Source organism: Vagococcus hydrophili, from assembly GCF_011304195.1.
GTDB lineage: Bacteria > Bacillota > Bacilli > Lactobacillales > Vagococcaceae > Vagococcus > Vagococcus hydrophili.
Genome location: NZ_CP049887.1, coordinates 215144 through 238229, shown reverse-complemented (window position 1 = coordinate 238229; position 23086 = coordinate 215144). Strand labels below are relative to the sequence as shown.

Below are 23086 nucleotides of genomic sequence, written 5' to 3'. Positions count from 1 at the left end.
TAGCAAGAATAAATGGTTATTGGAAAGGAGATTTTTATGAGATTTGAACAGCACTTCGGTCAAAGTCAAAGCCAGAAACAAACAACAAAACTAGCGATGACACAAGAATTAAGACAATCGATTCAAATGCTTCAATATAATACAGAAGATTTGTTGGCCTTTTTAGAAACAAAAACCTTAGAAAACCCATTAATGGAAGTGAAGGTAGAAGTAGATGAGTACGATTCAGGGATTAAAAGTCACCGAGTTAAAAGTAACTATGATGGTGATAATAAAGAATGGTTGAATGAAGTGCCTGATACGACGGTTTCTTTATTTGATCACCTAATTCAACAAGTTCATCTAAATTATCGTGATACCTATCTAAGACAGTTAGTCCTATTTTTAGTTGAGTACATCGATGTGAATGGTTATTTGACGATTTCCATTGAAGAAGCTGTGGCAAAAACTCAAGCAACGACCATTCAAATGATTGATGCGTTAACCTTGCTTCAAATGCTAGAACCAGTTGGTGTTGGTGCGAGAGATTTAAGAGAGTGCTTAATGTTACAAATTGAAAAAGATCAAACAGCTCCTAATATGGCTTACATTATTGTAGAAGAATATTTTGAGGAGTTAGCTAATCGCAAGTGGCAACTGATTCAAAAAGCTTATAAAATAGAACTATTTGAAATTCAAGAAATTTTTGATTACATAAAAAAATTAAGCCCGTATCCTGGTGCTGGATTTAACCCAGGACCTGAAAGTTATATTATTCCAGACGTGATTGTTAAAGAGCATGAAGGGAATTTGGAAGTTTTGAGTACGAAGCAAGGAACACCAAGTGTTGTGTTCCAACAAGCTTATTTTGAAAAAATGAAACGCTCAGAAGACGCGGAAGTGATTCAGTACTTGAAGGAAAGAAAAGCTGAATTTGATTGGATTAAAAAAGGTGTTGTCCAAAGAGGAAATACTATTTTAAGAGTGGCAGAGGAAATCGTCAAAAGACAGAGTGGGTTCTTCTTGGACACAAACCGTCCCTTAGTGCCAATGCAGTTAAAAGAACTTGCGGCAAGTTTATCGGTTCATGAATCTACTATTAGTCGTAGTATAAACGGTAAGTACTTGGAAACTGACTTTGGTATGTTTGAGCTACGTTCTTTCTTTACAGTCGGTTTAGCTCAAGAGTTGTCTGAGGAAGAACTGTCTACTAACATGATCAAGAAAAAAATTGAACAAATTGTGGCAAAAGAGAATAAGCAGAAACCACTTTCTGATCAAAAAATTGTGGAACTATTATTAGAAGAAACGATTCAGATTTCAAGAAGAACTGTGGCTAAGTATCGTGAGGAATTAGATATCCCGTCCTCAACAAAGAGAAAGCGCTATGATCGTTAAGAATGAGAAATGTTCGTCATTTTACTTGAAATTTATTTTAATAACTGTTAGAATATGTTCGTAAGGTTGAAACAAACAAAAGTTTTTTGATTTGGATTCAACCTATTTTTTTACCATAGTTGGGTCGGAATAAGTCTACGTTGGACAAAAAAAGACCTACGGAAGGAGTCAACTCGATGCTTCATGATTTAGAGATGATCGAGAGAATTGCTCCGGATATGATGCAAACAGTTGAAAAGAGATTTCGTATTTTGCGTAATATTTATTGGATGCAGCCGGTAGGTCGAAGAACCTTGGCGCAAAAAATAAATGTCACAGAGCGTATACTACGAACTGAAACGGACCTTCTAAAGCAACTTAACTTAATAGATGCTTCTAAGAGTGGTATGACTTTAACAAAAAACGGATTGCAGGTTTACGAAGGCCTTGAAAAATTCATGGCTGAGTATTCAGGTACACGTGTTAAGGAAAGAGAATTATCTAAACAATTAGGTATTGCTCGTTGTATCATAGTACCTGGAGACAGTGATCTTGAAGAAAAAGTTTTAGAAAGTTTTGGTACGATTGTATCAGACGTTTTAGCAACTCAATTACCAGACGGGGAAAACACCATTGCAGTAATGGGTGGAACCACGATGGAAACTGTGGCACTAAATATGCAAGAATTAGAAACAGATAAACGTCATAACTTATTCGTTCCAGCAAGGGGCGGTGTGGGTGAGACGATTAATATTCAAGCTAATTCAATTAGTGGCATGATGGCAGAAAAATCAGGTGGCGATTTTAGAGTTTTATATGTGCCAGAGCAAGTTAGCCCTGAAACCTATGAGATACTACTTCATGAACCAACTGTACAACGCGTGCTTAATCTAATTTCCAATTCGAATTGTGTGATTCATAGTATTGGACGCGCCCTTCACATGGCAAAAAGACGAGGCATGGGTTCAAAAGAGTTAGCAATGCTAACTAACGAAGGAGCAGTTGCTGAGAGTTTTGGCTATTTCTTTGATGAAGACGGGGAAGTCGTTTATAAGATTCCACGCATTGGTCTGCAACTAAAAGACCTGAAACATATTCCGTATGTACTAGCTGTGGCTGGTGGTAGATCAAAAGCCAAGGCAGTTGAGGCATACATTAAAAACGCACCGAAACAAACTTGGTTGATAACCGATGAAGGTGTGGCTAATCAGATTTTAAAAGAGGTAACTCTTTAAAATAAAATAATTTTTTGATTTTCTAAAGGAGGAAATCCCGCATGACAGTAAAAGTAGGTATTAATGGTTTTGGACGTATTGGTCGTTTAGCATTCCGTCGCATCCAAGAAGTAGCAGGATTAGAAGTAGTAGCAATCAATGATTTAACAGACGCAAAAATGTTAGCTCATTTATTAAAATATGACACTACACAAGGACGTTTCAATGGTGACGTTGAAGTTCATGATGGTTTCTTTAAAGTTAACGGAAAAGAAGTTAAAGTTTTAGCTAACCGTAACCCTGAAGAATTACCATGGGGAGAATTAGGCGTAGACATCGTTTTAGAATGTACTGGCTTCTTTACTTCTAAAGAAAAAGCTGAATTACACTTAAAAGGTGGAGCTAAACGTGTTGTTATCTCTGCTCCTGGTGGAAATGACGTACCAACAGTTGTTTATAACACTAACCACGATATCTTAACAGGTAAAGAAACAGTTATCTCTGGTGCTTCATGTACTACTAACTGTCTTGCACCTATGGCTGATGCATTACACACTAACTTTGGAATCGTTGAAGGTTTAATGACAACTATCCATGCATACACTGGTGACCAAATGACATTAGACGGTCCTCATCCTGGTGGAGACTTCCGTCGTGCACGTGCTGCTGCAGAAAACATTATTCCTAACACTACTGGTGCTGCTAAAGCTATCGGCTTAGTAATTCCAGAATTAAACGGTAAATTAGACGGAGCTGCTCAACGTGTTCCTGTTGCAACTGGTTCTTTAACTGAATTAGTAACTGTTTTAGACAAAAAAGTTACTGTTGAAGAAGTTAACGCTGCAATGGAAAAAGTTGCTAACGAATCTTACGGTTACACAACTGACCAAATCGTATCTTCAGATATCGTTGGTATGACTTTTGGATCATTATTTGATGCAACTCAAACTAAAGTAATGACAGTTGGAGACCAACAATTAGTTAAAACTGTTGCTTGGTATGATAACGAAATGTCATACACTGCACAATTAGTTCGTACTTTAGAATACTTTGCAAACTTAGCTTAATTTTTAAGCGAGTTTCAAGTGTTTCATTAGAAGCGGGGGAGCCGACGCGCTTCCTCGCTTTTTTTATTAACCATTCCAGGGAGGAATTACTCATTATGGCGAAGAAAACAGTAGAAGATTTAGAATTAAAAGATAAAAAAGTTTTAGTCCGTGTTGACTTTAACGTTCCATTAAAAGATGGTGTAATCACTAACGATAACCGTATCGTTGCTGCTTTACCAACAGTTAAATACATTGTTGAAAATGGCGGAAAAGCAATCCTTTTCTCACATTTAGGCCGTGTTAAAACTGAAGAAGATAAAGAAGGTAAATCATTAGCACCAGTTGCTACTCGTTTATCTGAATTATTAGAAAAAGAAGTAACTTTTGTTCCTCAAACAAGAGGTGAAGAATTAGAACAAGCGATTGCTAACATGAACAATGGTGATGTTTTGGTTGTTGAAAACACTCGTTTTGAAGACATCGACGGTAAAAAAGAAAGCAAAAATGATCCTGAATTAGGTAAATATTGGGCTTCTTTAGGTGATGTATTCGTGAATGATGCCTTTGGTACTGCTCACCGTGCTCACGCTTCAAACGTTGGGATTGCTTCTAACTTACCTTCAGCTGCTGGTTATTTAATGGAAAAAGAAATTAAATTTATCGGTGGTGCTGTTGACGAGCCTAAACGTCCATTCGTAGCTATCTTAGGTGGAGCGAAAGTTTCAGATAAGATTGGTGTTATCGAAAACCTAATCGACAAAGCTGATAAAATTCTTATCGGTGGTGGAATGACTTATACTTTCGGCGTTGCTAAAGGTCGTAAAATTGGTCAATCACTTGTTGAATTAGACAAAGTTGATTTAGCTAAAAGCTTATTAGAAAAAGCTGGCGACAAAATCATCTTACCAATCGACACTGTTTGTGCTGGCGAATTCTCTAATGACGCTGTAACAACAATTGTTGCTGGAAACGAAGATATCCCTGACGATCTTGAAGGATTAGATATTGGACCTAAATCAATTGAATTATTCACTAAAGAATTACAAGGTGCTAAAACAGTTGTATGGAACGGACCAATGGGTGTATTCGAATTATCAACATTTGCTAAAGGAACTGTAGGTGTTTGTGAAGCAATCGCTGATTTAAGTGATGCAACAACAATCATCGGTGGTGGAGATTCTGCTGCAGCAGCAATCCAATTAGGCTATGCTGACAAATTCACTCACATTTCAACTGGTGGTGGCGCTTCTCTAGAATACTTAGAAGGTAAAAAATTACCAGGTGTGGAATCAATTTCTGATAAATAAAACCAACCAATAAGGAGACCAAAATATGCGTAAACCAATTATTGCAGGTAACTGGAAAATGAATAAAACTGTTTCTGAAGCGAACGCTTTTGCTGAAGCAGTAAAAAATAATGTCCCATCAAATGATAAAGTGGATGCTGTTATCGGCTCACCAGCTTTATTCTTAACAGACTTAGTTAGTGCTTCTAAAGGAACTGACTTAAAAATTTCAGCTCAAAACTGTTACTTCGAAAACAGTGGTGCTTTCACTGGTGAAACTTCTCCAGCAGCATTAGCTGACTTAGGTGTTGACTATGTGATCATCGGACATTCAGAACGTCGTGAATATTTTGGCGAAACTGATGCTGATGTGAACAAAAAAGCTAAAGCTATCATTGCTAACAACATGACACCAATCTTATGTTGTGGTGAATCTTTAGAAACTTACGAAGCTGGTCAAACAGCATCATGGATCGAAGGACAAATCAAAGGCGGTTTAGCTGATTTAACTGAAGATCAAGTATCTAACTTAGTTATCGCTTATGAACCAATCTGGGCAATCGGAACTGGTAAATCTGCTGATGCTAACATCGCTGATGAAATCTGTGGCGTAGTTCGTGGGACTGTTGCAAAACTTTACAACGATACTGTAGCTAGCAAAGTTCGTATTCAATACGGTGGTTCAGTTAAACCTGAAAACATCGCTGAATATATGGCAAAAGAAAACGTTGATGGTGCTTTAGTAGGTGGCGCTTCTCTTGAAGCTGACTCTTTCTTAGCATTATTGGAGGCTGTAAAATAGTATGAGTAAAACGCCTATCGCTATGATTATCCTTGATGGATATGGAAAACGTGATGAAGTAACAGGGAACGCTGTACTTCAAGCAAATACACCTAATTTTGATCGTTATTGGAATGAATTTCCACATAACCAATTAAAAGCTTCTGGTTTAGACGTAGGTCTTCCAGAAGGTCAAATGGGTAACTCTGAAGTTGGACACACTAATATTGGTGCTGGCCGTATTGTTTATCAAAGTTTAACTCGTATTGATAAAGCCATTCAAGATGGAGAATTCCAAACAAATGATGCTTTAAACAATGCTATTAATCATGCTTTAGAAAACAACTCAGACTTACACTTATTTGGTTTATTATCTGATGGTGGGGTTCACAGTCATCAAAACCACCTTTACGCTTTACTAGAAATGGCTAAAGCTAAAGGCGTTAAAAATACTTACGTTCACGCATTCTTAGATGGTCGTGACGTTGCACCAACTTCTGGTAAAGGGTACATGGAGGAACTTGTTTCTTTCATGGAAAAACTTGGTTACGGTGAAGTAGCAACTGTCTCTGGTCGTTTCTATGCAATGGATCGTGACAAACGCTGGGAACGTGTTGAAAAAGCTTATTCTGTATTAACAGAAGGTAAAGGCAACACAGCAACTAATCCAGTTGAAGCAATTGAAGCTTCATATGCAGATGGTAAAAATGACGAGTTCGTTTTACCAATCGCGATTGAAAAAGATGGTAAACCAGTTGGAACTGTTAAAGATAATGACGCTGTTATTTTCTTCAATTTCCGTCCTGACCGTGCTATCCAATTATCAAATGCTTTCACTGATGTTGAGTGGGAAAACTTTGATCGTACAACTCATCCAGATAACGTTAAGTTTGTAACGATGACTTTATACAATCCAAGTATCGTCGCTGAAGTGGCTTACCCACCAATTGAAATGAAAAATGTAATTGGTGAAGTTCTTTCTGATAAAGGACTGAAACAATTACGTATTGCTGAAACTGAAAAATACCCACACGTTACTTTCTTTATGAATGGTGGACGTAATGAGGAATTTCCAGGTGAAAGCAGAATTTTAATTAATTCTCCAAAAGTTGAAACGTATGATTTACAGCCAGAAATGAGTGCTTACGAAGTGACAGACGCTTTAGTAGCAGACATCGAAGCTGGAAACAATGACGCGATTCTTTTAAACTTTGCCAATCCAGATATGGTTGGACACTCAGGTATCTTAGAAGCTGCGATTAAAGCAATCGAAGCAGTAGATGAGTGTTTAGGTAGAGTTGTTGATGCTGTTCATGCTAAAGGTGGTCATGCCATCATATTTGCCGATCACGGTAACTCTGAAACAATGACAACACCTGAAGGTAACCCACATACTGCTCATACAACTGTTCCAGTTCCAGTTATTGTAACTGTTGCTGGCGCTGAGTTAAGAGACGGTGGACGCCTAGCTGATATCGCTCCTACTATGTTAGATTTATTAGGAGTAGAAAAACCAGCTGAAATGACAGGAGAGTCATTAATTAAATAATTGTTTTACCATTGCAGAAATGGTTAAAACTAGTTAGAATGATAGTATGGGATTATGTGTCCCTTAGCTAATAAAACAATACAACCTAAAGGAGAGAAAAAAAACAATGTCAATTATTACTGATGTTTATGCTCGCGAAGTCCTAGACTCACGTGGAAACCCAACAATCGAGGTAGAAGTTTATACTGAAAGTGGTGCTTTTGGTCGCGGTATGGTTCCTTCTGGAGCTTCAACTGGTGAATACGAAGCCGTTGAATTACGTGATGGCGATAGCGCTCGTTATTTAGGTAAAGGTGTTTTAACTGCTGTTGACAACGTAAACAACATTATTGCTGAAGAAATCATCGGATTCGACGTTCGTGATCAAATGGCAATCGACAAAAAAATGATGGAATTAGACGGTACTCCAAACAAAGGTAAATTAGGAGCTAACGCTATTTTAGGTGTTTCTATTGCTGCTGCTCGTGCCGCTGCTGATTACTTAGAAGTTCCTTTATACCACTACTTAGGTGGATTTAACACTAAAGTATTACCAACTCCAATGATGAACATCATCAATGGTGGATCTCATGCTGATAACAGCGTTGACTTCCAAGAATTCATGGTTATGCCTGTTGGAGCTGCTACTTTTAAAGAAGCTATCCGTATGGGTGCTGAAATCTTCCATAACTTAGCTAAAGTATTAAAAGCTAAAGGCTTAAATACTGCTGTAGGTGACGAAGGTGGATTTGCTCCTGACTTAGGTTCTAACGAAGAAGCTTTAGAAGTAATCATCGAAGCTATCGAAGCTGCTGGTTATGTTCCTGGTAAAGATGTACGTTTAGCAATGGACGTTGCTTCATCAGAATTCTACAACAAAGAAACAGGTATGTATGACTTAACTTCAGAAGGTCGTTCTTTAACTTCTCAAGAAATGGTTGCTTTATACGAAGACCTATGTTCTAAATACCCAATCATCTCTATCGAAGATGGATTAGATGAAAACGACTGGGAAGGTTTCAAAAACTTAACTGAAAAATTAGGTAAAAAAGTTCAATTAGTTGGTGACGATTTATTCGTAACTAACACTGAAAAATTAGCTCGTGGTATCAAAGAAGGTATCGCTAACTCAATCCTAATCAAAGTTAACCAAATCGGTACTTTAACTGAAACATTTGAAGCTGTCGAAATGGCTAAAGAAGCTGGCTACACTGCAGTTATCTCTCACCGTTCTGGTGAAACTGAAGATGCAACAATCGCTGATATCGCTGTTGCAACTAACGCTGGTCAAATCAAAACTGGTTCTGCTAGCCGTACTGACCGTATTGCTAAATACAACCAATTATTACGTATCGAAGACCAATTAGGTGAAGTAGCTCAATACAAAGGTTTAGCTTCATTCTACAACTTAAACGATAAATAATTTTAGTTTAAATAAAGCTTATTCTAATAGGAATTAAAACTGTTCGGACGTAAAGACTCTTCTTTTGAAGGGTCTTTTTTTTGCCAGTAAATACAACTTATAGTGATTTATTGAAATTAGACTTCGTAGTTGTTATAATTAATGAAATACAAGATTGTAGAAGGAGTTGAGGATGTGAAATCAGAAATGAACACTAATATAAAGTTGGCTGAAAGAAAGTTAGAATTACAAAAGTTACAGTTAAACTTTGTTAGAACTGGAAATAATAAACATAGAGTTGAAGAGCAAGAACAAGTTTTACAGTTGCTTTACAGTTCACCAGATCTATTACACTCTTCAAAAACCAACTATGATACCAAAGAAAATAACCTATACAAATATCTAAATGTACTCACAGCATATGCTAGTAATGAAAAGAAATATGAATCTGTCAAAGAATTTTATTTAAATCAGTGTGAAGGGTAGTTTATGGATAATAACAAGGCAAAAGAGTTTTTAAACTTACAATTAGAGATACTAAATCAAGACTTGGTTGATAGAGATGCAAAAGCTGATCTAGTTCTAATAGGTGGATTCGCAGCTAAATATCTATTAGAAGAATTTAGACCAACGATTGATTTGGATTTTATGGTTGGCAAATTAGTGAACGAGACACCAAGTAGCTTTAATGAACTCTTGGAGAATAATGGGATGGAAGCTGTAACAGTTGTTGAAATACCTCCAATTGAAGAAATTGAATTTCATGAGACATTAAAGTATTCAAATTTAACCGTATCCATACCAACTATTGAGTACCTTGCTATAAGTAAGATTTTTACAACAAGACAAAAGGACGAAGATGATTTAGTTGATGAGAAACTTCTAGAACACTGTGATCGAGAATTATTGTCTGAGATGTTGATTGATTATCAAGGATTTGTATTAAATCCTAAAAATCCAGATTTGAATTTCAATAGCTTAAAATGTGTTTTCGATTCTTATGGCATTAAATACTAAAGACAATCCTATGATTTTGAGATTGTCTTTTTTTATATCTTTAAATAAACTATGGTAGAAAAATTATTATTTAATACTTTTCCTACTTAGCCGTACAACCTGTATTTCTAAATACAACCAATTATTACGTATTGAAGACCAATAAGGTGAAGTAGCTGAATATAAAGGTTTAGCTTCATTCTACAACTTAAATGATAAATAATTTTAGTTTAAATAAAACTTATTCTAATAGGAATTAAAACTATTTGGACGTAACATAACACTCTCTTGCTTAGCTAGAGGGTGTTTTTTGTTCGCCCAGCATGGGCGAACTCTAACGGGTGAAAGTCCCTAACACGACCTAATAGTGGTAAGTGTATAGCCGAAAGCAAGGGTGTCCATGGTGACGTGGAATCTGAAGGAAGCTCTAGGTAAAACTCTGGTCTGACGAATAGAAATCACATAGGAGGCTACATACGAGGATAAAACTGCAAAAGAAGTTAAAGTCCGATAACTATTGAAATAATCGTATGGAGTATATGTGGCAGATAGATGGAGTGAAAGAGTTCGCACCTTAACTGGGGAGGTCTCATCATCTTATCCCAAAATCTTATGGCAACATAAGCCTGAGATATGAGAAGTCAGCAGAAGCCGTAGTAGTGAAGACGGTTAGTGAAAGTTAACTAGAGCGAAGGGCTGAACAATTTTAATGTTATCAAAAATTAATCACTGGAAGAGGAAATAGACTACTGACGAAAAGTGTTAAAGTAGATACCGACTTTACAGAATTGAAAGGAAATAACAACTATGTACACAGAAACAGTTTTAGAACAAATCGTGGATAGAAAGAATCTGAATCAAGCATTTAAGCAAGTCAGACGAAATAAAGGTGCCGAAGGTGTGGATGGTATGACTATTGAAGAAACGGCGAGTTATATAACGTCTAATAGAAAAGAAATAGTCACCCAAATCAGAAACAGAAAGTATAAACCATCCCCCGTTTTAAGAGTAGAAATACCGAAGCCAACTGGTGGTGTCCGACTTTTAGGTATACCAACAGTAAAAGATCGTGTGATACAGCAAGCTATATCTCAAGTGATTTCCCCCAAGTTTGATAAGGAGTTCAGTCCATATAGCTATGGATTTAGGCCTAACAAACAAGCTGAAATGGCCATCCAACAATCGTTGGATTACTTTAACGAAGGCTATGAATGGGTTGTAGATATTGATTTGGAGAGATTCTTTGATACTGTGAATCATGATAGATTAATGAATTTAATCTCACGAGTGATAAAAGATGGTGATGTCATTTCTCTGATTAGAAAATTTTTAGTTAGTGGTGTACAAGTCAACGGACAAGTTAAGCCAACGGATATAGGTACACCACAGGGCGGTAATTTATCTCCTCTACTAAGTAATATTATGTTAAATGAATTGGATAAAGAACTTGAAGCAAGACAGCTTCATTTTGTCAGATATGCAGATGACTGTTTAATTATGGTGAAAAGTGAAATGTCAGCGAGAAGAGTCATGCGCTCAGTAACAAAATTTATCGAAGAGAAATTAGGACTAATTGTGAACGTCACAAAATCCAAAATAATTAAAGCTGGAGACTCAGAGTTGAAGTATTTAGGTTTTTCTTTTTATAAAGGAAAGGATGGCTATCAAGCTAGACCACATCAAGCATCAGTTGAAAGCTTTAAGTTTAAATTAAAAAGGCTGACACGTAAAAATTGGAGTGTCAGTATCGAGGATAAAATTAAACGATTGAATCAAGTGATATTAGGTTGGATTAACTATTTTAAGATTGGAAAAATGAAGAAAAATCTATCGAAGATAGAATCTCATCTACGTTTCCGAGTGAGGATGTGTTTATGGAAACAATGGAAAACCGCTCAAAATAGAAGAAAGAATTTAATAAAACTAGGTATGGATAAATATACTGCTTATAAATACAGTCATACAAGTAAAGGCGTAGTGAGGATAGCTTATTCATGGGTCATGACTACAACGATGACAAATAAGAGAGTAGCCGAATTAGGACTAATCTCTTGTGTAGAACATTATAGTAAAGTACATAGTTAATTTAAAATTGAACCGCCGTATACGGATCCGTACGTACGGTGGTGTGAGAGGACGAATAATCAAACATGGTTATTCTCCTACTCGATATTTTATAAATAAAAAAACATCTCAAATTGCGTGATGTTTTAAATTATTTCAATTTCATATAAAAATTAGCACCATAAGAACCGACTTTAAGAATAATATCTTTAGCATTTGTAGGAGCTTGGAAGCCGAACCAACCAGTTTTTTCAGCACCAATCGTTATATTACCATCAATTCCTGAATAATCATTTTGATTGATATCAATGACCCTGTCACTAGACTCAGCTCCGTCAACAAATACATGTATAGAATTGACCGAATCAAAATAATATGGTGTATTTTGATCAGAACCTTTTAAAACTTTTATGTTAATCTTAGTTCCATAGTAAGTATTATTGTCTTTTAATTTATCGTTGCCATAGAAACGAGGTTCAAAATTTGGTAAATCTTGTGCAGGCTTGAATTCTTCAATTTTTGTTCCAATTTCAAATGTGCTATCACCTAGTAGTTCTTTATCTGAAAATTCCTGATAATCACCCAGCAATACTGGATTGGTTAGTGTACCAATCTTACTTTTTTCTTTTGTTACTTTATTATCCTTTTTTGAATTTTCTATGGCTGTAGATTGTGCTCCTTTAGTTGATGTATCTGTAGTGTTCCCTTTTTCATTATTTTTAAAAATAATGAATAGACCCGATAAAGCAATACCAGTTAAAAATCCTAAAACATAAGATTTCCAGTTTTTTTGAATCAATGTTGTAATCCCCTTTTTATTAGTTTAAATTATTAATATAACAGTTTTTGAAACAATATCAATAACAATATACAAGGGTTTTCTGTTATTTAATGGGTACTGATTAACGACAGGATATGTATATATTTTTATCTCTTACAGAAAAAAAGTTCATTTTTAGTTATTTGTGTATTTTTTCCAGAGTGAACGAGCAATTAAAGAAATTATTTGTTGAAAATGTTTGAAAGTGTGATACGATAATATAAAATACTTATAAAAGGGGAACTGTTTATATGTTAATTGGTGAAGGAGCTTTTGCAGAGGTGTTTACAATAGATGGAGAAAATTTGGTTAAAAAAAAGTTGAAAAAGTCAAGTAATCAGATACAGGATAAAGAAAATAAGGATAGATTTCGAAGAGAAATTAATTTATTAAGACAATTTGATAATCCAAGTATTATAAAAGTTGTTGATTATGATATCACTGGAGAAAATTTTAGCTATACGATGCCAAGATATGGGTACAACTTGAACAATTATGTAAAGGAAAAGAAAATTTCAGGTATTCCTAATGATTTGACAAATAAAATTTTTCTAAAAATTATTGATGGATTGAAGTATTCACATCGACAAGGTGTAGTACATAGAGATTTGAAGCCAGAAAATATATTGATAAATTCTGAAAAAGATGTTGTTATTTCAGATTTTGGTATTGCAATGGTAAAAAATGATAGTAGTAATTTAACGGTGAGTTTTCAAGGTTTTGATAGTGGACTATTTACAGCGCCAGAGGTTCGACTTCAGGCAAAAAATGTTTGTGAAAAAGCTGATTTGTATAGTCTAGGAAGAATACTACAATTCTTAGTAAACTCAGATTTAGGAGACGATTATACTGAATGTACTTTTGGTGATGTAGAAATAAATGAAATGTTAAAAGAATTAATAGAAGAATCTACAGAAATAGATTTAAAAAATAGAATTTCTACATTAGATATGTTTAAAGTAAGATATCAGCTTGCTGTTAATGAGTATTTGACAATTAAAGAAGATGATCTTATGTTGAGAATAGAATATAATAATTATGAATATGATGAGCATCGTATGACGGATATTATTGGTAAGATCTATTCGATTCCTGATGAAGATAATATAAAATTTTATGGTGCAATGATGAAGTTTGATAAATGTAGGTTTAAAGATTGGGCTATAGAAGATATTGACTCATTAAAATATAATATTGGAAAATACTTAGATTATGTAAATTCATCTGAATTCTTCTGTAGTTATGATGAAGTTGATCGTATTAGCGTGATAATAAAAAGTTGGTATGAGCAAGATGAGTTTGAATCTGATCTGAAAAGTTATATTTTATATACATTATGTAAATTAGGGTTAAATTACAATAGATTTGATTGTATGAGGAAGTATTTGACATTACTGTCTACGCTATCTGATACAAGTGATGAAATATTCATATTAATGAATAAAAATTATTCTACATTTAAAGAAAAAACAAAAAAAATTTTAAAAATAGAGTCTTACTTTAAAAGAGACAAGATAAGTCAAAGTATCATGAATGAATTTGAATAAAAATAGTAAAGCCTCTTTAATTAATTACCGATATAATAAATATAAAAATAATTTAGGAGTGAAATTATGGCTAACGATGTTTTTACAGAATTAAAATCTTTATTTAATATTGAAGATAATAGAATTTACACAGTTCCAGTATTCCAAAGAGAGTATAGTTGGCGTCCTTTTGAAAGTGAGCAGTTATTTGATGATATTTTTGAAAATGACGAAGGTTATTTCATTGGATCAGTTTTATTGGTAAAGGATACAGAAAATACTATTGGTGATCCGTATAATGTTATAGATGGACAACAAAGAATTACTACAATATCATTATTATTAAATGCTATTTTTTGTAAAGTTAATCAGCTAGATAAGGATTCTGAAGTATTAGGTGATATTAAGAGAAAAATAGTTAAAAGAATAGATAAAGAGTATGTACCTAGAGTTAATCTACTAAAAAAAGATGCTGCTGACTATATAGAAGTGGTAAAAAAAAGTGGTGTACATGATTTTAATAAAGATACTCCTAAAAATTGGGGCAATAGAAAAATTGCAAGAATTTGGAAATCTTTTCAAAATAAACTTGAAATTTTTAAAACAATTGAAGAAGTTGAAGAATTTTATCATAAGCTGAATTCATGTAACTATGTACAAATGATTCCAGATAATACTTCAGATGCTTATGTATTGTTTGAAGCTTTAAATAATAGAGGGATGCCTTTGTCGATTATTGATATTTTAAAAATTGATTATTTTAAAGGAATCGATGAGAGTCAAGCTATTGAAGAATGGACTGACCTTTTAAAAATTTTAGGTGAAGATATTAATATTCAGACAAGATTTATTTTAGCGTTATATTCATCTATTATTTATAATTATAGGTCTAAATTATCAGAAAAAGAGATTAATTTTTCCATGATAACTAAGAAAAAAGCTATTCAGAATTATAAGGTACTGTTTGAAAATATAGATGATATTAGAGAAGTAATGTATAAGAAGGCAAAAATTTACGCAGAAATTTCAGGGACATTAGATTCTAAAAATTCTCAAGTTTCTCAACTAGCCAAGAATTTATATGCATTAGATGCTACACAAGTATATCCATTATTATTAAGTATTTTAGATATTCCAGATATACCGGATGAGTTTATAATAGATGTTTTTGAATCGTTCATTAAATTTTTTGTCCGCCGGAATATAACTAATCAACCACAAGCAAAAACAGTTCGTTTATATACTGAAAATTGTATTAAAAAAATTTCTGATATAGACAGTAAAAATGAAGAATCAATTAGAAAAATATTGACAGAAGAAATGTTTTCTAAAGCGGCTACAGATACTCAATTTAAAGAAGAATTAAATAAGGATGTTTATACAATAAGCTCTGCTACAACGCGTCGGATTTTAATTGATATTGAAAAAAATAAACAGGTTAGAAAAACTAAAGAATACATTGAATTAGATAAAAAAACTGATAATAATCAATGGTATTGGACAATAGAACATATATTACCACAAGGAGATAATATAAAAGATTGTTGGATTGAAGAATTATTAAACATTAGTACAAATGAGATTAGTGAAAAAAAGAGAGAAGAAGCATTTGAAATTAAAGAAAGTAATACTCACAAGCTAGGAAACTTAACTTTAACTGTTTATAATTCTGATATGCAAGATAATTGTTTTTCAGAAAAGAAAAAAGTTTATGAGAATCAATTGTGGTTAAATGTTGAAGAAGAAAATGGTTTATTAATTAAAGATTCTTGGACTAACCAAGAAATTGATGAAAGAACCGCAAGATTGATAAAGGTAGCTATTGAAGTATTTAATTTAGAAAATTTTTCTAAATAAGAGTAACTGAAAAAGAAGTCATCGTAACACAAGATGACTTCTTTTTCTTATCCCGAACCCCAATAAATGTTATAATATCAAAGATACTATTCACATTTAAGGGAGTACTAGATAAATGATTACAACTGAAGAAATTAAACGTCGTCTATGGGACGGAGCGAATGAACTTCGTGGTTCAATGGACGCGAGTCGTTATAAAGATTATATGTTAGGTTTGATGTTTTACAAGTTTTTAAGTGACAAGACACTGGCTACTTATAAGAGTATTAGTGGATCATCTGCAGAAACGGAAGCAGCGTTAATCGCTAACTACCAAAAGGATTATGAAACGGCTGGAGCTGGTTTGACAAACCTTTTACAAAGCAATATGGGCTATTATGTGTTACCTGAATTTCTTTACCAACAGTGGTTGTTGGATATTAGTTCGGGTGAGTTTGAAGTCAGTAAAGTGACAGATAGTTTGAATCATTTTGAGCGAACTATTGCGGTCCAAGAGGGGGCAGATGATTTTAAAGGCTTATTTTCTGGTTCAACGCTGGATTTGAGTAATACGGCATTAGGTAGTAGTTTAAATGAACGTAATCGCAACATTAAAGCCTTGATTTTATTATTTGCTGATTTAAACATGGTGGCACTTCAAAAAGGTGATGTTTTGGGAGATTCCTATGAGTATTTAATCGGTAAGTTTGCCATGGAATCTGGTGCGAAGGCTGGTGAGTTCTACACACCAAAACAAGTGAGTGAAGTCATGGCACAAATTGTTTCTCGTTCGAAGAATATTACGTCTATTTATGACCCAACGGTGGGGTCTGGTTCTCTACTTTTAAATGTTAAAAAGCATTTGAGTCGTTCTGATCAGCGTGATTTAGAGTATTACGGACAAGAGAAGAATACAGCGACTTATAATTTAACACGAATGAACTTGCTACTTCACGGGGTTAAACCAGATAAGATGACTATTCGTAATGGAGATACTTTATCAAAAGATTGGCCAGAAGATCCAAGTAAACCGAATCAAGGGATTTTATTTGATGCTGTGGTAATGAATCCACCCTACTCTGCGAAAAATTGGAATCGTGAGGAACTGAAAGTGAGTGACCCTCGTTTTGAAACAGCTGGAGTTTTACCACCTGACTCAAAAGGGGATTATGCTTTCTTACTTCATGGGTTGTACCATTTAGGAACAGAAGGGACGATGGCGATTGTTTTACCACATGGGGTGCTTTTCCGTGGGGGAACAGAGGGAGATATTCGAGAGCGTTTATTAAATAAAAACTATATTGATACGGTGATTGGTTTGCCGAGTAATTTATTTACCAATACAGGGATCCCAGTTTGCATCATTATTTTAAAGAAAAATCGCCCGTTATCTGCCCCAGTCTTATTAATTGATGCGTCAAAAGAGTTTATCAAAGTAGGGAAACAAAACGAACTCCAAGAGAAAGATATTGCAAAAATTACAGATACTTACGTGAGCCGTGAAACTATCTCAGGCTATAGTTATTTGGCGTCACGAGAAGATATTATTGAGAACGAATATAACTTGAACTTACCACGTTATGTGGAGACGATGGAATCAGAGATCCCACAAGATGTGGAAGCTCATCTTCATGGTGGTGTTCCTCAAGCCAATTTAGAGGAGTTGATGAATCTAAATCGAGTGGCTAAGGAAAGTTTAGCTCAATACATTAAACCTTTACGTCCTGGTTATATTACTGTGACAGGAACAAAAGAAGAGGTTTTAGATAGCATTAAAAACAGTTCCTTGATTTTAGAACAACAAGCTGATTTAACTCAAAAAGTAACAACTTATTTAGGTAAATGGTGGAACAGCTTGATAGAATTGTCTGATATTGATGAGATTAGAGCGGTTAGGGAAAAAATGTTGGTAGAAATTAAAGAGTTACTAGCAGATTATCCACAGGTGGATGCTTATTTAGGTTACCAAATTATCTCTGATTGTTGGTTCAATCATCTTCAAAAAGATACGGAGTTGATTGCAGCAAGTAAATTTCATGAGTTAGGTCGAAAACGTGAAGCACGTATGGTTTCAAGAGGAAGTGGCAAGAATAAACGCCAAGAGCAAGACGGCTGGACTGGTGTTTTGGTCCCTAATGAATTAATTAAAGAGTATCTTTACCAAGAAGAAAATAACCAAATCACAGAGTTAAACCGTATCTTACAAGAAATTGAAAGTAGTCTAGCAGAACTTGTTGAAGCAGCTAAGGTAGAAGATTCTCAAGAAGAAGCGAGCCTGTTAGAAGCGTTAAATGAGAAACAAGATGCCTTCCAATTAGTTAAAGTGAAAGCTTTAATTAAAGAAGAAGTGAAAAGCTCAGATAGTTATGAGTTACTTCATCAAGTCCAAAGTCACTTAACAAAAAAAGCCAGTACCACAAAGAAAATCAGAGCTGCTGAAACAGAACTAAATGACACCATCGAACAGCGTATTTTAACCTTAACAGATGAAGAAATCGACCAATTGATTAAGGCAAAATGGTTTAATGGTGTGGAAGAAAAAATGACACAACTCTTAGTGACACCACTAAATGATGAAATTGACATCCTTTTTTCATTAGAAGAGCGCTACAATGAAACCTTAGAAGATTTAGACAAGCAATTATTAGAGATGGAAAGTAGTTTGAATAGTTTGTTGGAAGAATTAGAGGTGCTGTAAGAATGACAGATAAATTAGTGCCGAAGAGACGGTTTAAGGGATTTAGTGGTGATTGGGAACAATGTGATTTTTTTAAAAATATAAAAAATACGATAGATTTTAGAGGACGAACTCCAAAAAAATTAGGTATGGATTGGAGTGAGTCAGGTTATCTAGCACTTTCAGCTCTTAATGTAAAAAATGGATATATTGATTTGTCCACGGATGCCCATTATGGTGATCAAGAACTGTATAATAAGTGGATGGTCGGAAGAGAACTTTATAAAGGACAAGTACTTTTTACTACTGAAGCTCCAATGGGGAATGTTGCACAAATACCTGATGATAATAAATATATTCTAAGTCAAAGAACAATTGCTTTTGATATTAATCAAGAAAAAATTACTAATGATTTCTTAGCTATACTATTACGGTCACCAAAATCATTTAATGAATTATCAGCAATGACAAGTGGAGGTACAGCTAAAGGAGTTAGTCAAAAATCTTTATCACAATTCAAAGTTACTCTACCAAAAAATTTAAAAGAACAAATCAAAATCGGTAACTTCTTCAAACAACTCGAGAAAACTATTACTCTTCAAGAGCGTAAGTTAGAAAAATTAAAAATTACCAAACAAGCTTATCTTGAAGAAATGTTTCCAAAAGAAAATGAAACAGTTCCTAAACGACGTTTTAAAGGATTTACTGGCGATTGGGAACAGCGTAAGTTGGGGGACATCGTAGAAATAGTAATGGGACAGTCTCCTAATTCAGAAAATTATACAGATAATCCTCTTGATAATATATTGGTACAAGGAAATGCTGATATGAAAAATGGTAGGGTTGTTCCTAGAGTATGGACTAAACAAATCACCAAAAAAGCTGAAAGAAATGATTTGATTTTAAGTGTTCGAGCACCAGTTGGAGATATTGGGAAAACTGATTACAGTATTGTAATTGGTCGTGGTGTTGCCGCAATAAGAGGTAACGAATTTATTTTTCAAACGTTGGGTAAGATGAAAATAGATGGTTATTGGAATAAATTGAGTACAGGTTCAACCTTTGAATCAATTAATTCTAATGACATAAAAGGAGCTCAAATTAAAATACCAAAGATCGAAGAACAAACCCAAATCGGCAACTTCTTCAAGCAACTTGACCAAACTATTACTCTTCAAGAGCGTAAGTTAGAGAAACTTAAGAAATTAAAAGCAGCGTATTTATCAGAAATGTTTGTATAGGGGGAGAACTATGAGTCAACTTCAAAAAACAGCCGCAGAAACAGCGTATCAAAATCGTTTTGTGGATTATATGAAAAAATACAAATGGACAGCACCTGATTATTTAGATGGTAACAAGCAAACAGTGAGCGTCCATGATTTAATTTTAAATTGGCGTGAGGAACTAAATCGCATCAATCAAGACCAATTGGAAGGTGTGGCCTTAACGGATAATGAGTTCAAACAAGTCATGGCGCGAGTGAACAGTTTAAGTAATAGTTATGAAGCGGCGAAGCTCCTAGCCATGGAAAGCTCCACTGGTAAGATTGACGGAATTTATCGTGACCCAGATGTGCGTGTCACTAAAGAACAAGTCACTTTAACCATTTTCAAAAAGGCGGCTGTTCGTGGTGGAGATTCTAGTTATAAAATTGCCAGAGAAGTGGTCACTGAATTTGGTCATCGTTTTGATTTGGTTCTACTGATTAATGGTTTACCACTCATCAATATAGAGCAAAAACGGGCAGATATCACGGTAACACAAGCGTTTTATCAGCTCAAGCGTTACTATGCAGCTGGAGAATTTACCAATAACTTTATGGCATTCTCCCAAATGATGGTGATTAATTCAGAAACCAAAACCCGTTACTTTGCTACACCAAAATCAATCAATGATTTTAATGAAAGCTTTGTCTTTCATTGGTCAAATGAAAAAAATCATGCCGTTAATGATTGGCAGCAAGTCATTGAACAATTTTTAATGATTCCTATGGCTCATCAAATGGTGGGCGATTACGTGGTGATTGATGAAGCCAAAGATGAAGAAAACCAACGTCATATGATCATGAGACCTTACCAAGTATATGCTCTACAAAAAATCGAGGCAGCAGCTTTTGGGTGGGATAATCCAGATAAAATTCCTCATGGTGGTTTTATTTGGCACACGACAGGTTCAGGTAAGACTATTACGAGTTTTAAAACGGCATTATTTTTATCTACTCGTGGTAATTTTGATAAAGTGATTTTCTTAGTCGATCGTCGTGATTTGGATAAAAAAACCAGTGATGATTTTAAAGCTTACGCAAGGTATGAATCTGTAGAGGTGGATGATACGCCTAGCACTTACCAACTTCGTAAGAAATTACTAGATACATCTAACGGGATTGTGGTAACCACGACGTTTAAATTAAATGCTTTAGTGAAGAGCTTAGAAGAGGGGAAAGACGATGCCTTAAAGAGTAAGGGATACGTCTTTATCATTGACGAGGCTCACCGAACAACCATGGGAAACATGATGGGAGTTATCCAACAACACTTTAAACACAACGGTCTCTTTTTTGGTTTTACTGGCACCCCTCTTTTTGAAGAAAACGAAGTAAAGGGCAAGATTAACCAAAAGAGTGAAGTCATTAATACTACTGAAAAATTATTTGGTCCTAATCTTCATAGTTATACGATTGATGAAGCCATTTCTGATCGAAATGTCCTCGGATTTCATGTGGATTATATCAACACAGGAGAGTTCAGTAGTTATGATAGCTTAAGAGAGAACTGGATGGAGCGAACGCACCATGATAATCCAACCTTAACTGATCGAGAGTTAGAACGTGAAGCGCAAAAATTAACAGAGGTTGATTTGGAAAAAGAAGGTTTGTTTAAATATCAAGACGAGACACACATTCCGCAAGTTGTTTCTGAAATACTAAGTAACTGGGAACAACAATCACAACAAAGAGAGTTCAATGCCATCTTAACAGTTGCCTATAAGAAACGCGTGATTGCTTATTATCACGAATTTAAACGGCAATTAAAGGAAAAAGATCAAGCGTTAAATGTTGCTATGACCTTTAGTTTTGGCAATGAAAACGAAGAGGGACATCTGACAGTCGATAAAGAATTAAGCGAATTGATGTTTAAGGACTACGCCGAATTTACTGGGATTGCTTTTAAAGCAGGAGATAAGAAACATGGTGAAGAAGCTTATTTTGAAGATATTGTCGATCGTGCTAAGCGTGGTGGTAGTGGTCGCAATCCTAAGAACATTGATTTAGTCATTGTGGCAGATCAGTTGTTAACAGGTTACGATTCTAAATTACTCAATACCCTTTATGTGGATCGTTCCTTAGAGTTGCAAGGATTGGTTCAGGCTTATTCTCGAACTAATCGTATTTATGGTAAAAACAAAGAGTTCGGCACCATTATTAATTACCGCTATCCTGCAATTAGTAAGGAGTTAGTCAATCGAGCCTTGAAGCTATACGGTAGTGGTGGTAAGAGTGAAAAGGCGATTGTTGAAACTTATGAGGTGGCAGTTTATCAGTTTGCTTCATTGATTCCAGAGTTGGAAGACGCTTTGGCAGACCCAACGGATTGGCAATCCATTAAAGAAGATGAGGAAAAAAGAGATATTTTCTTCGAAATTTTTATGGAGACAGCTTCTAAACTGAATCGAGTTAAACAATACTATGAATATGAATGGGAAGACGAGTCTTTCAGTATAACCGAGCATCACTGGTTGAAATATGTCGGTGCTTTTCGTAATATTGTGGAAGATATTGTGGACCCACCCGAGTTGGATGATGTGATTCCTTTAGTTAGTCGCAGCAAATTAGTGGATAGTCAAAGAATCACAGCAGGCTATATTATTAGTTTGATTGATGAAAAAGTCGATACATCTGGTGACATGATGAGAGTCGACGGAGAAACCATGCGGATTATTTACGAACAAATTCAAGAATTAAGTAATTTAGGAGAACATCAAGAGTCGGAGCAATTAAAAACTTTCGTGGATGAGGAACTAATCCCTGGAAATGTTTCCACTGAGATGAATTTTGATGAAGCATTTGAAGTCTGGAAAAAAGACCGCTTGAAAGGAACGATAGGTGAATTTGCTGATAACTGGGGGATTGATAACGAGCTTTTATGTGAATCATTTAGTCGTTATACTGTATCAAAAGCAGAAACAATTCCTTATATTGAGGAAATCACAGCTAGTTTAGATTTTGAGAAGGCAAAAGACCAATCTGCTGGCAATCAGTTAATGCATCATATCCAATTAAGTGAAGAATTACCGAAGTGGATGAGTGGGTTGAAAAGTAAGTATGATTAAAGTATAAGGTTAAAATTGTTCAAACGTAACACTCTCCAGCTTGTGCTAGGGAGTGTTTTTTTATTTGAAATTTGAAGATATACTGAAAATTATTTTGCTGACTTGTTGTAATGGTTGAAAAAATAGATTAGGAAAGGAATAGAGGGTGTGGAATTAATCAAAAATATTTTTAGAGATAATTACGAAACTAGCAGAAAGAAAATTAGAGTTGCAAAAATTACA

At 34.7% G+C, this 23086-nt stretch carries 16 protein-coding genes; 15 read left to right on the top strand and 1 reads right to left on the bottom strand.

All coding sequences use genetic code 11. The annotated features are described in order from the left end of the window. The first annotated feature begins 36 nt into the window (after positions 1 to 36). The 10 genes from rpoN to ltrA all read left to right on the top strand — a co-directional run bounded on the left by rpoN (position 37) and on the right by ltrA (position 11697). Positions 37 to 1377, top strand: coding sequence for an RNA polymerase factor sigma-54 (gene rpoN / locus G7082_RS01240; RefSeq protein WP_166033363.1), 1341 nt, complete (start codon positions 37 to 39; stop codon positions 1375 to 1377). A gap of 176 nt (positions 1378 to 1553) precedes the next feature. Beyond that, positions 1554 to 2591, top strand: a complete 1038-nt coding sequence (locus G7082_RS01235) for a sugar-binding transcriptional regulator (protein ID WP_166033362.1) — start codon at positions 1554 to 1556, stop codon at positions 2589 to 2591. A 41-nt stretch (positions 2592 to 2632) separates the two neighbouring features. Beyond that, a complete protein-coding gene (gene gap, locus G7082_RS01230; RefSeq protein ID WP_166033361.1) occupies positions 2633 to 3637 on the top strand; it encodes a type I glyceraldehyde-3-phosphate dehydrogenase in 1005 nt (334 codons plus the stop codon). A gap of 95 nt (positions 3638 to 3732) precedes the next feature. After that, complete coding sequence (locus G7082_RS01225) at positions 3733 to 4926, top strand: phosphoglycerate kinase (protein ID WP_166033360.1); 1194 nt, start codon at positions 3733 to 3735, stop codon at positions 4924 to 4926. 25 nt (positions 4927 to 4951) lie between these two features. Then, on the top strand, positions 4952 to 5707 hold the full coding sequence (tpiA, locus tag G7082_RS01220; RefSeq protein WP_166033359.1) for a triose-phosphate isomerase: 756 nt from the start codon (positions 4952 to 4954) through the stop codon (positions 5705 to 5707). Position 5708: 1 nt separating this feature from the next. Beyond that, positions 5709 to 7235, top strand: a complete 1527-nt coding sequence (gene gpmI, locus G7082_RS01215) for a 2,3-bisphosphoglycerate-independent phosphoglycerate mutase (RefSeq protein ID WP_166033358.1) — start codon at positions 5709 to 5711, stop codon at positions 7233 to 7235. Between the two features lie 106 nt (positions 7236 to 7341). Further along, positions 7342 to 8637, top strand: coding sequence for a phosphopyruvate hydratase (eno, locus tag G7082_RS01210; protein WP_166033357.1), 1296 nt, complete (start codon positions 7342 to 7344; stop codon positions 8635 to 8637). Positions 8638 to 8811: 174 nt separating this feature from the next. Further along, positions 8812 to 9102, top strand: a complete 291-nt coding sequence (locus tag G7082_RS01205; protein WP_166033356.1) for a hypothetical protein — start codon at positions 8812 to 8814, stop codon at positions 9100 to 9102. Positions 9103 to 9105: 3 nt separating this feature from the next. Further along, positions 9106 to 9633: a nucleotidyl transferase AbiEii/AbiGii toxin family protein gene (locus tag G7082_RS01200; RefSeq protein ID WP_166033355.1), complete on the top strand. Its 528-nt coding sequence runs from the start codon at positions 9106 to 9108 to the stop codon at positions 9631 to 9633. Positions 9634 to 10419: 786 nt separating this feature from the next. Continuing rightward, on the top strand, positions 10420 to 11697 hold the full coding sequence (gene ltrA, locus G7082_RS01195; protein WP_166033354.1) for a group II intron reverse transcriptase/maturase: 1278 nt from the start codon (positions 10420 to 10422) through the stop codon (positions 11695 to 11697). A 130-nt stretch (positions 11698 to 11827) separates the two neighbouring features. Here the strand turns inward: ltrA and G7082_RS01190 are convergent, their stop codons facing one another. After that, positions 11828 to 12475, bottom strand: a complete 648-nt coding sequence (locus tag G7082_RS01190) for a hypothetical protein (RefSeq protein ID WP_166033353.1) — start codon at positions 12473 to 12475, stop codon at positions 11828 to 11830. A gap of 272 nt (positions 12476 to 12747) precedes the next feature. Here G7082_RS01190 and G7082_RS01185 point away from each other — a divergent pair, with 272 nt between their 5' ends. The 5 genes from G7082_RS01185 (at position 12748) to G7082_RS01165 (ending at position 22864) form a co-directional block, all read left to right on the top strand. Further along, positions 12748 to 14043, top strand: coding sequence for a protein kinase domain-containing protein (locus G7082_RS01185; protein WP_166033352.1), 1296 nt, complete (start codon positions 12748 to 12750; stop codon positions 14041 to 14043). A gap of 66 nt (positions 14044 to 14109) precedes the next feature. Further along, positions 14110 to 15879 (top strand): DUF262 domain-containing protein, encoded by a 1770-nt coding sequence (locus tag G7082_RS01180; protein ID WP_166033351.1) that lies wholly within the window; start codon positions 14110 to 14112, stop codon positions 15877 to 15879. 115 nt (positions 15880 to 15994) lie between these two features. Beyond that, a complete protein-coding gene (locus tag G7082_RS01175) occupies positions 15995 to 18556 on the top strand; it encodes a type I restriction-modification system subunit M (RefSeq protein ID WP_166033350.1) in 2562 nt (853 codons plus the stop codon). Between the two features lie 2 nt (positions 18557 to 18558). Further along, positions 18559 to 19776, top strand: a complete 1218-nt coding sequence (locus tag G7082_RS01170; RefSeq protein ID WP_166033349.1) for a restriction endonuclease subunit S — start codon at positions 18559 to 18561, stop codon at positions 19774 to 19776. A gap of 10 nt (positions 19777 to 19786) precedes the next feature. After that, entirely contained in the window at positions 19787 to 22864 is a 3078-nt protein-coding gene (locus tag G7082_RS01165) for a type I restriction endonuclease subunit R (RefSeq protein ID WP_166033348.1), read from the top strand. Positions 22865 to 23086: the final 222 nt, after the last annotated feature.

Coding starts and splice junctions, on each gene's coding strand:
- G7082_RS01180 (WP_166033351.1), top strand. CDS start 14,110: ATGGCTAACGATGTTTTTACAGAATTAAAATCTTTATTTAATATTGAA.
- eno (WP_166033357.1), top strand. CDS start 7,342: ATGTCAATTATTACTGATGTTTATGCTCGCGAAGTCCTAGACTCACGT.
- rpoN (WP_166033363.1), top strand. CDS start 37: ATGAGATTTGAACAGCACTTCGGTCAAAGTCAAAGCCAGAAACAAACA.
- G7082_RS01225 (WP_166033360.1), top strand. CDS start 3,733: ATGGCGAAGAAAACAGTAGAAGATTTAGAATTAAAAGATAAAAAAGTT.
- G7082_RS01235 (WP_166033362.1), top strand. CDS start 1,554: ATGCTTCATGATTTAGAGATGATCGAGAGAATTGCTCCGGATATGATG.
- gap (WP_166033361.1), top strand. CDS start 2,633: ATGACAGTAAAAGTAGGTATTAATGGTTTTGGACGTATTGGTCGTTTA.
- tpiA (WP_166033359.1), top strand. CDS start 4,952: ATGCGTAAACCAATTATTGCAGGTAACTGGAAAATGAATAAAACTGTT.
- ltrA (WP_166033354.1), top strand. CDS start 10,420: ATGTACACAGAAACAGTTTTAGAACAAATCGTGGATAGAAAGAATCTG.
- G7082_RS01200 (WP_166033355.1), top strand. CDS start 9,106: ATGGATAATAACAAGGCAAAAGAGTTTTTAAACTTACAATTAGAGATA.
- gpmI (WP_166033358.1), top strand. CDS start 5,709: ATGAGTAAAACGCCTATCGCTATGATTATCCTTGATGGATATGGAAAA.
- G7082_RS01170 (WP_166033349.1), top strand. CDS start 18,559: ATGACAGATAAATTAGTGCCGAAGAGACGGTTTAAGGGATTTAGTGGT.
- G7082_RS01175 (WP_166033350.1), top strand. CDS start 15,995: ATGATTACAACTGAAGAAATTAAACGTCGTCTATGGGACGGAGCGAAT.
- G7082_RS01165 (WP_166033348.1), top strand. CDS start 19,787: ATGAGTCAACTTCAAAAAACAGCCGCAGAAACAGCGTATCAAAATCGT.
- G7082_RS01185 (WP_166033352.1), top strand. CDS start 12,748: ATGTTAATTGGTGAAGGAGCTTTTGCAGAGGTGTTTACAATAGATGGA.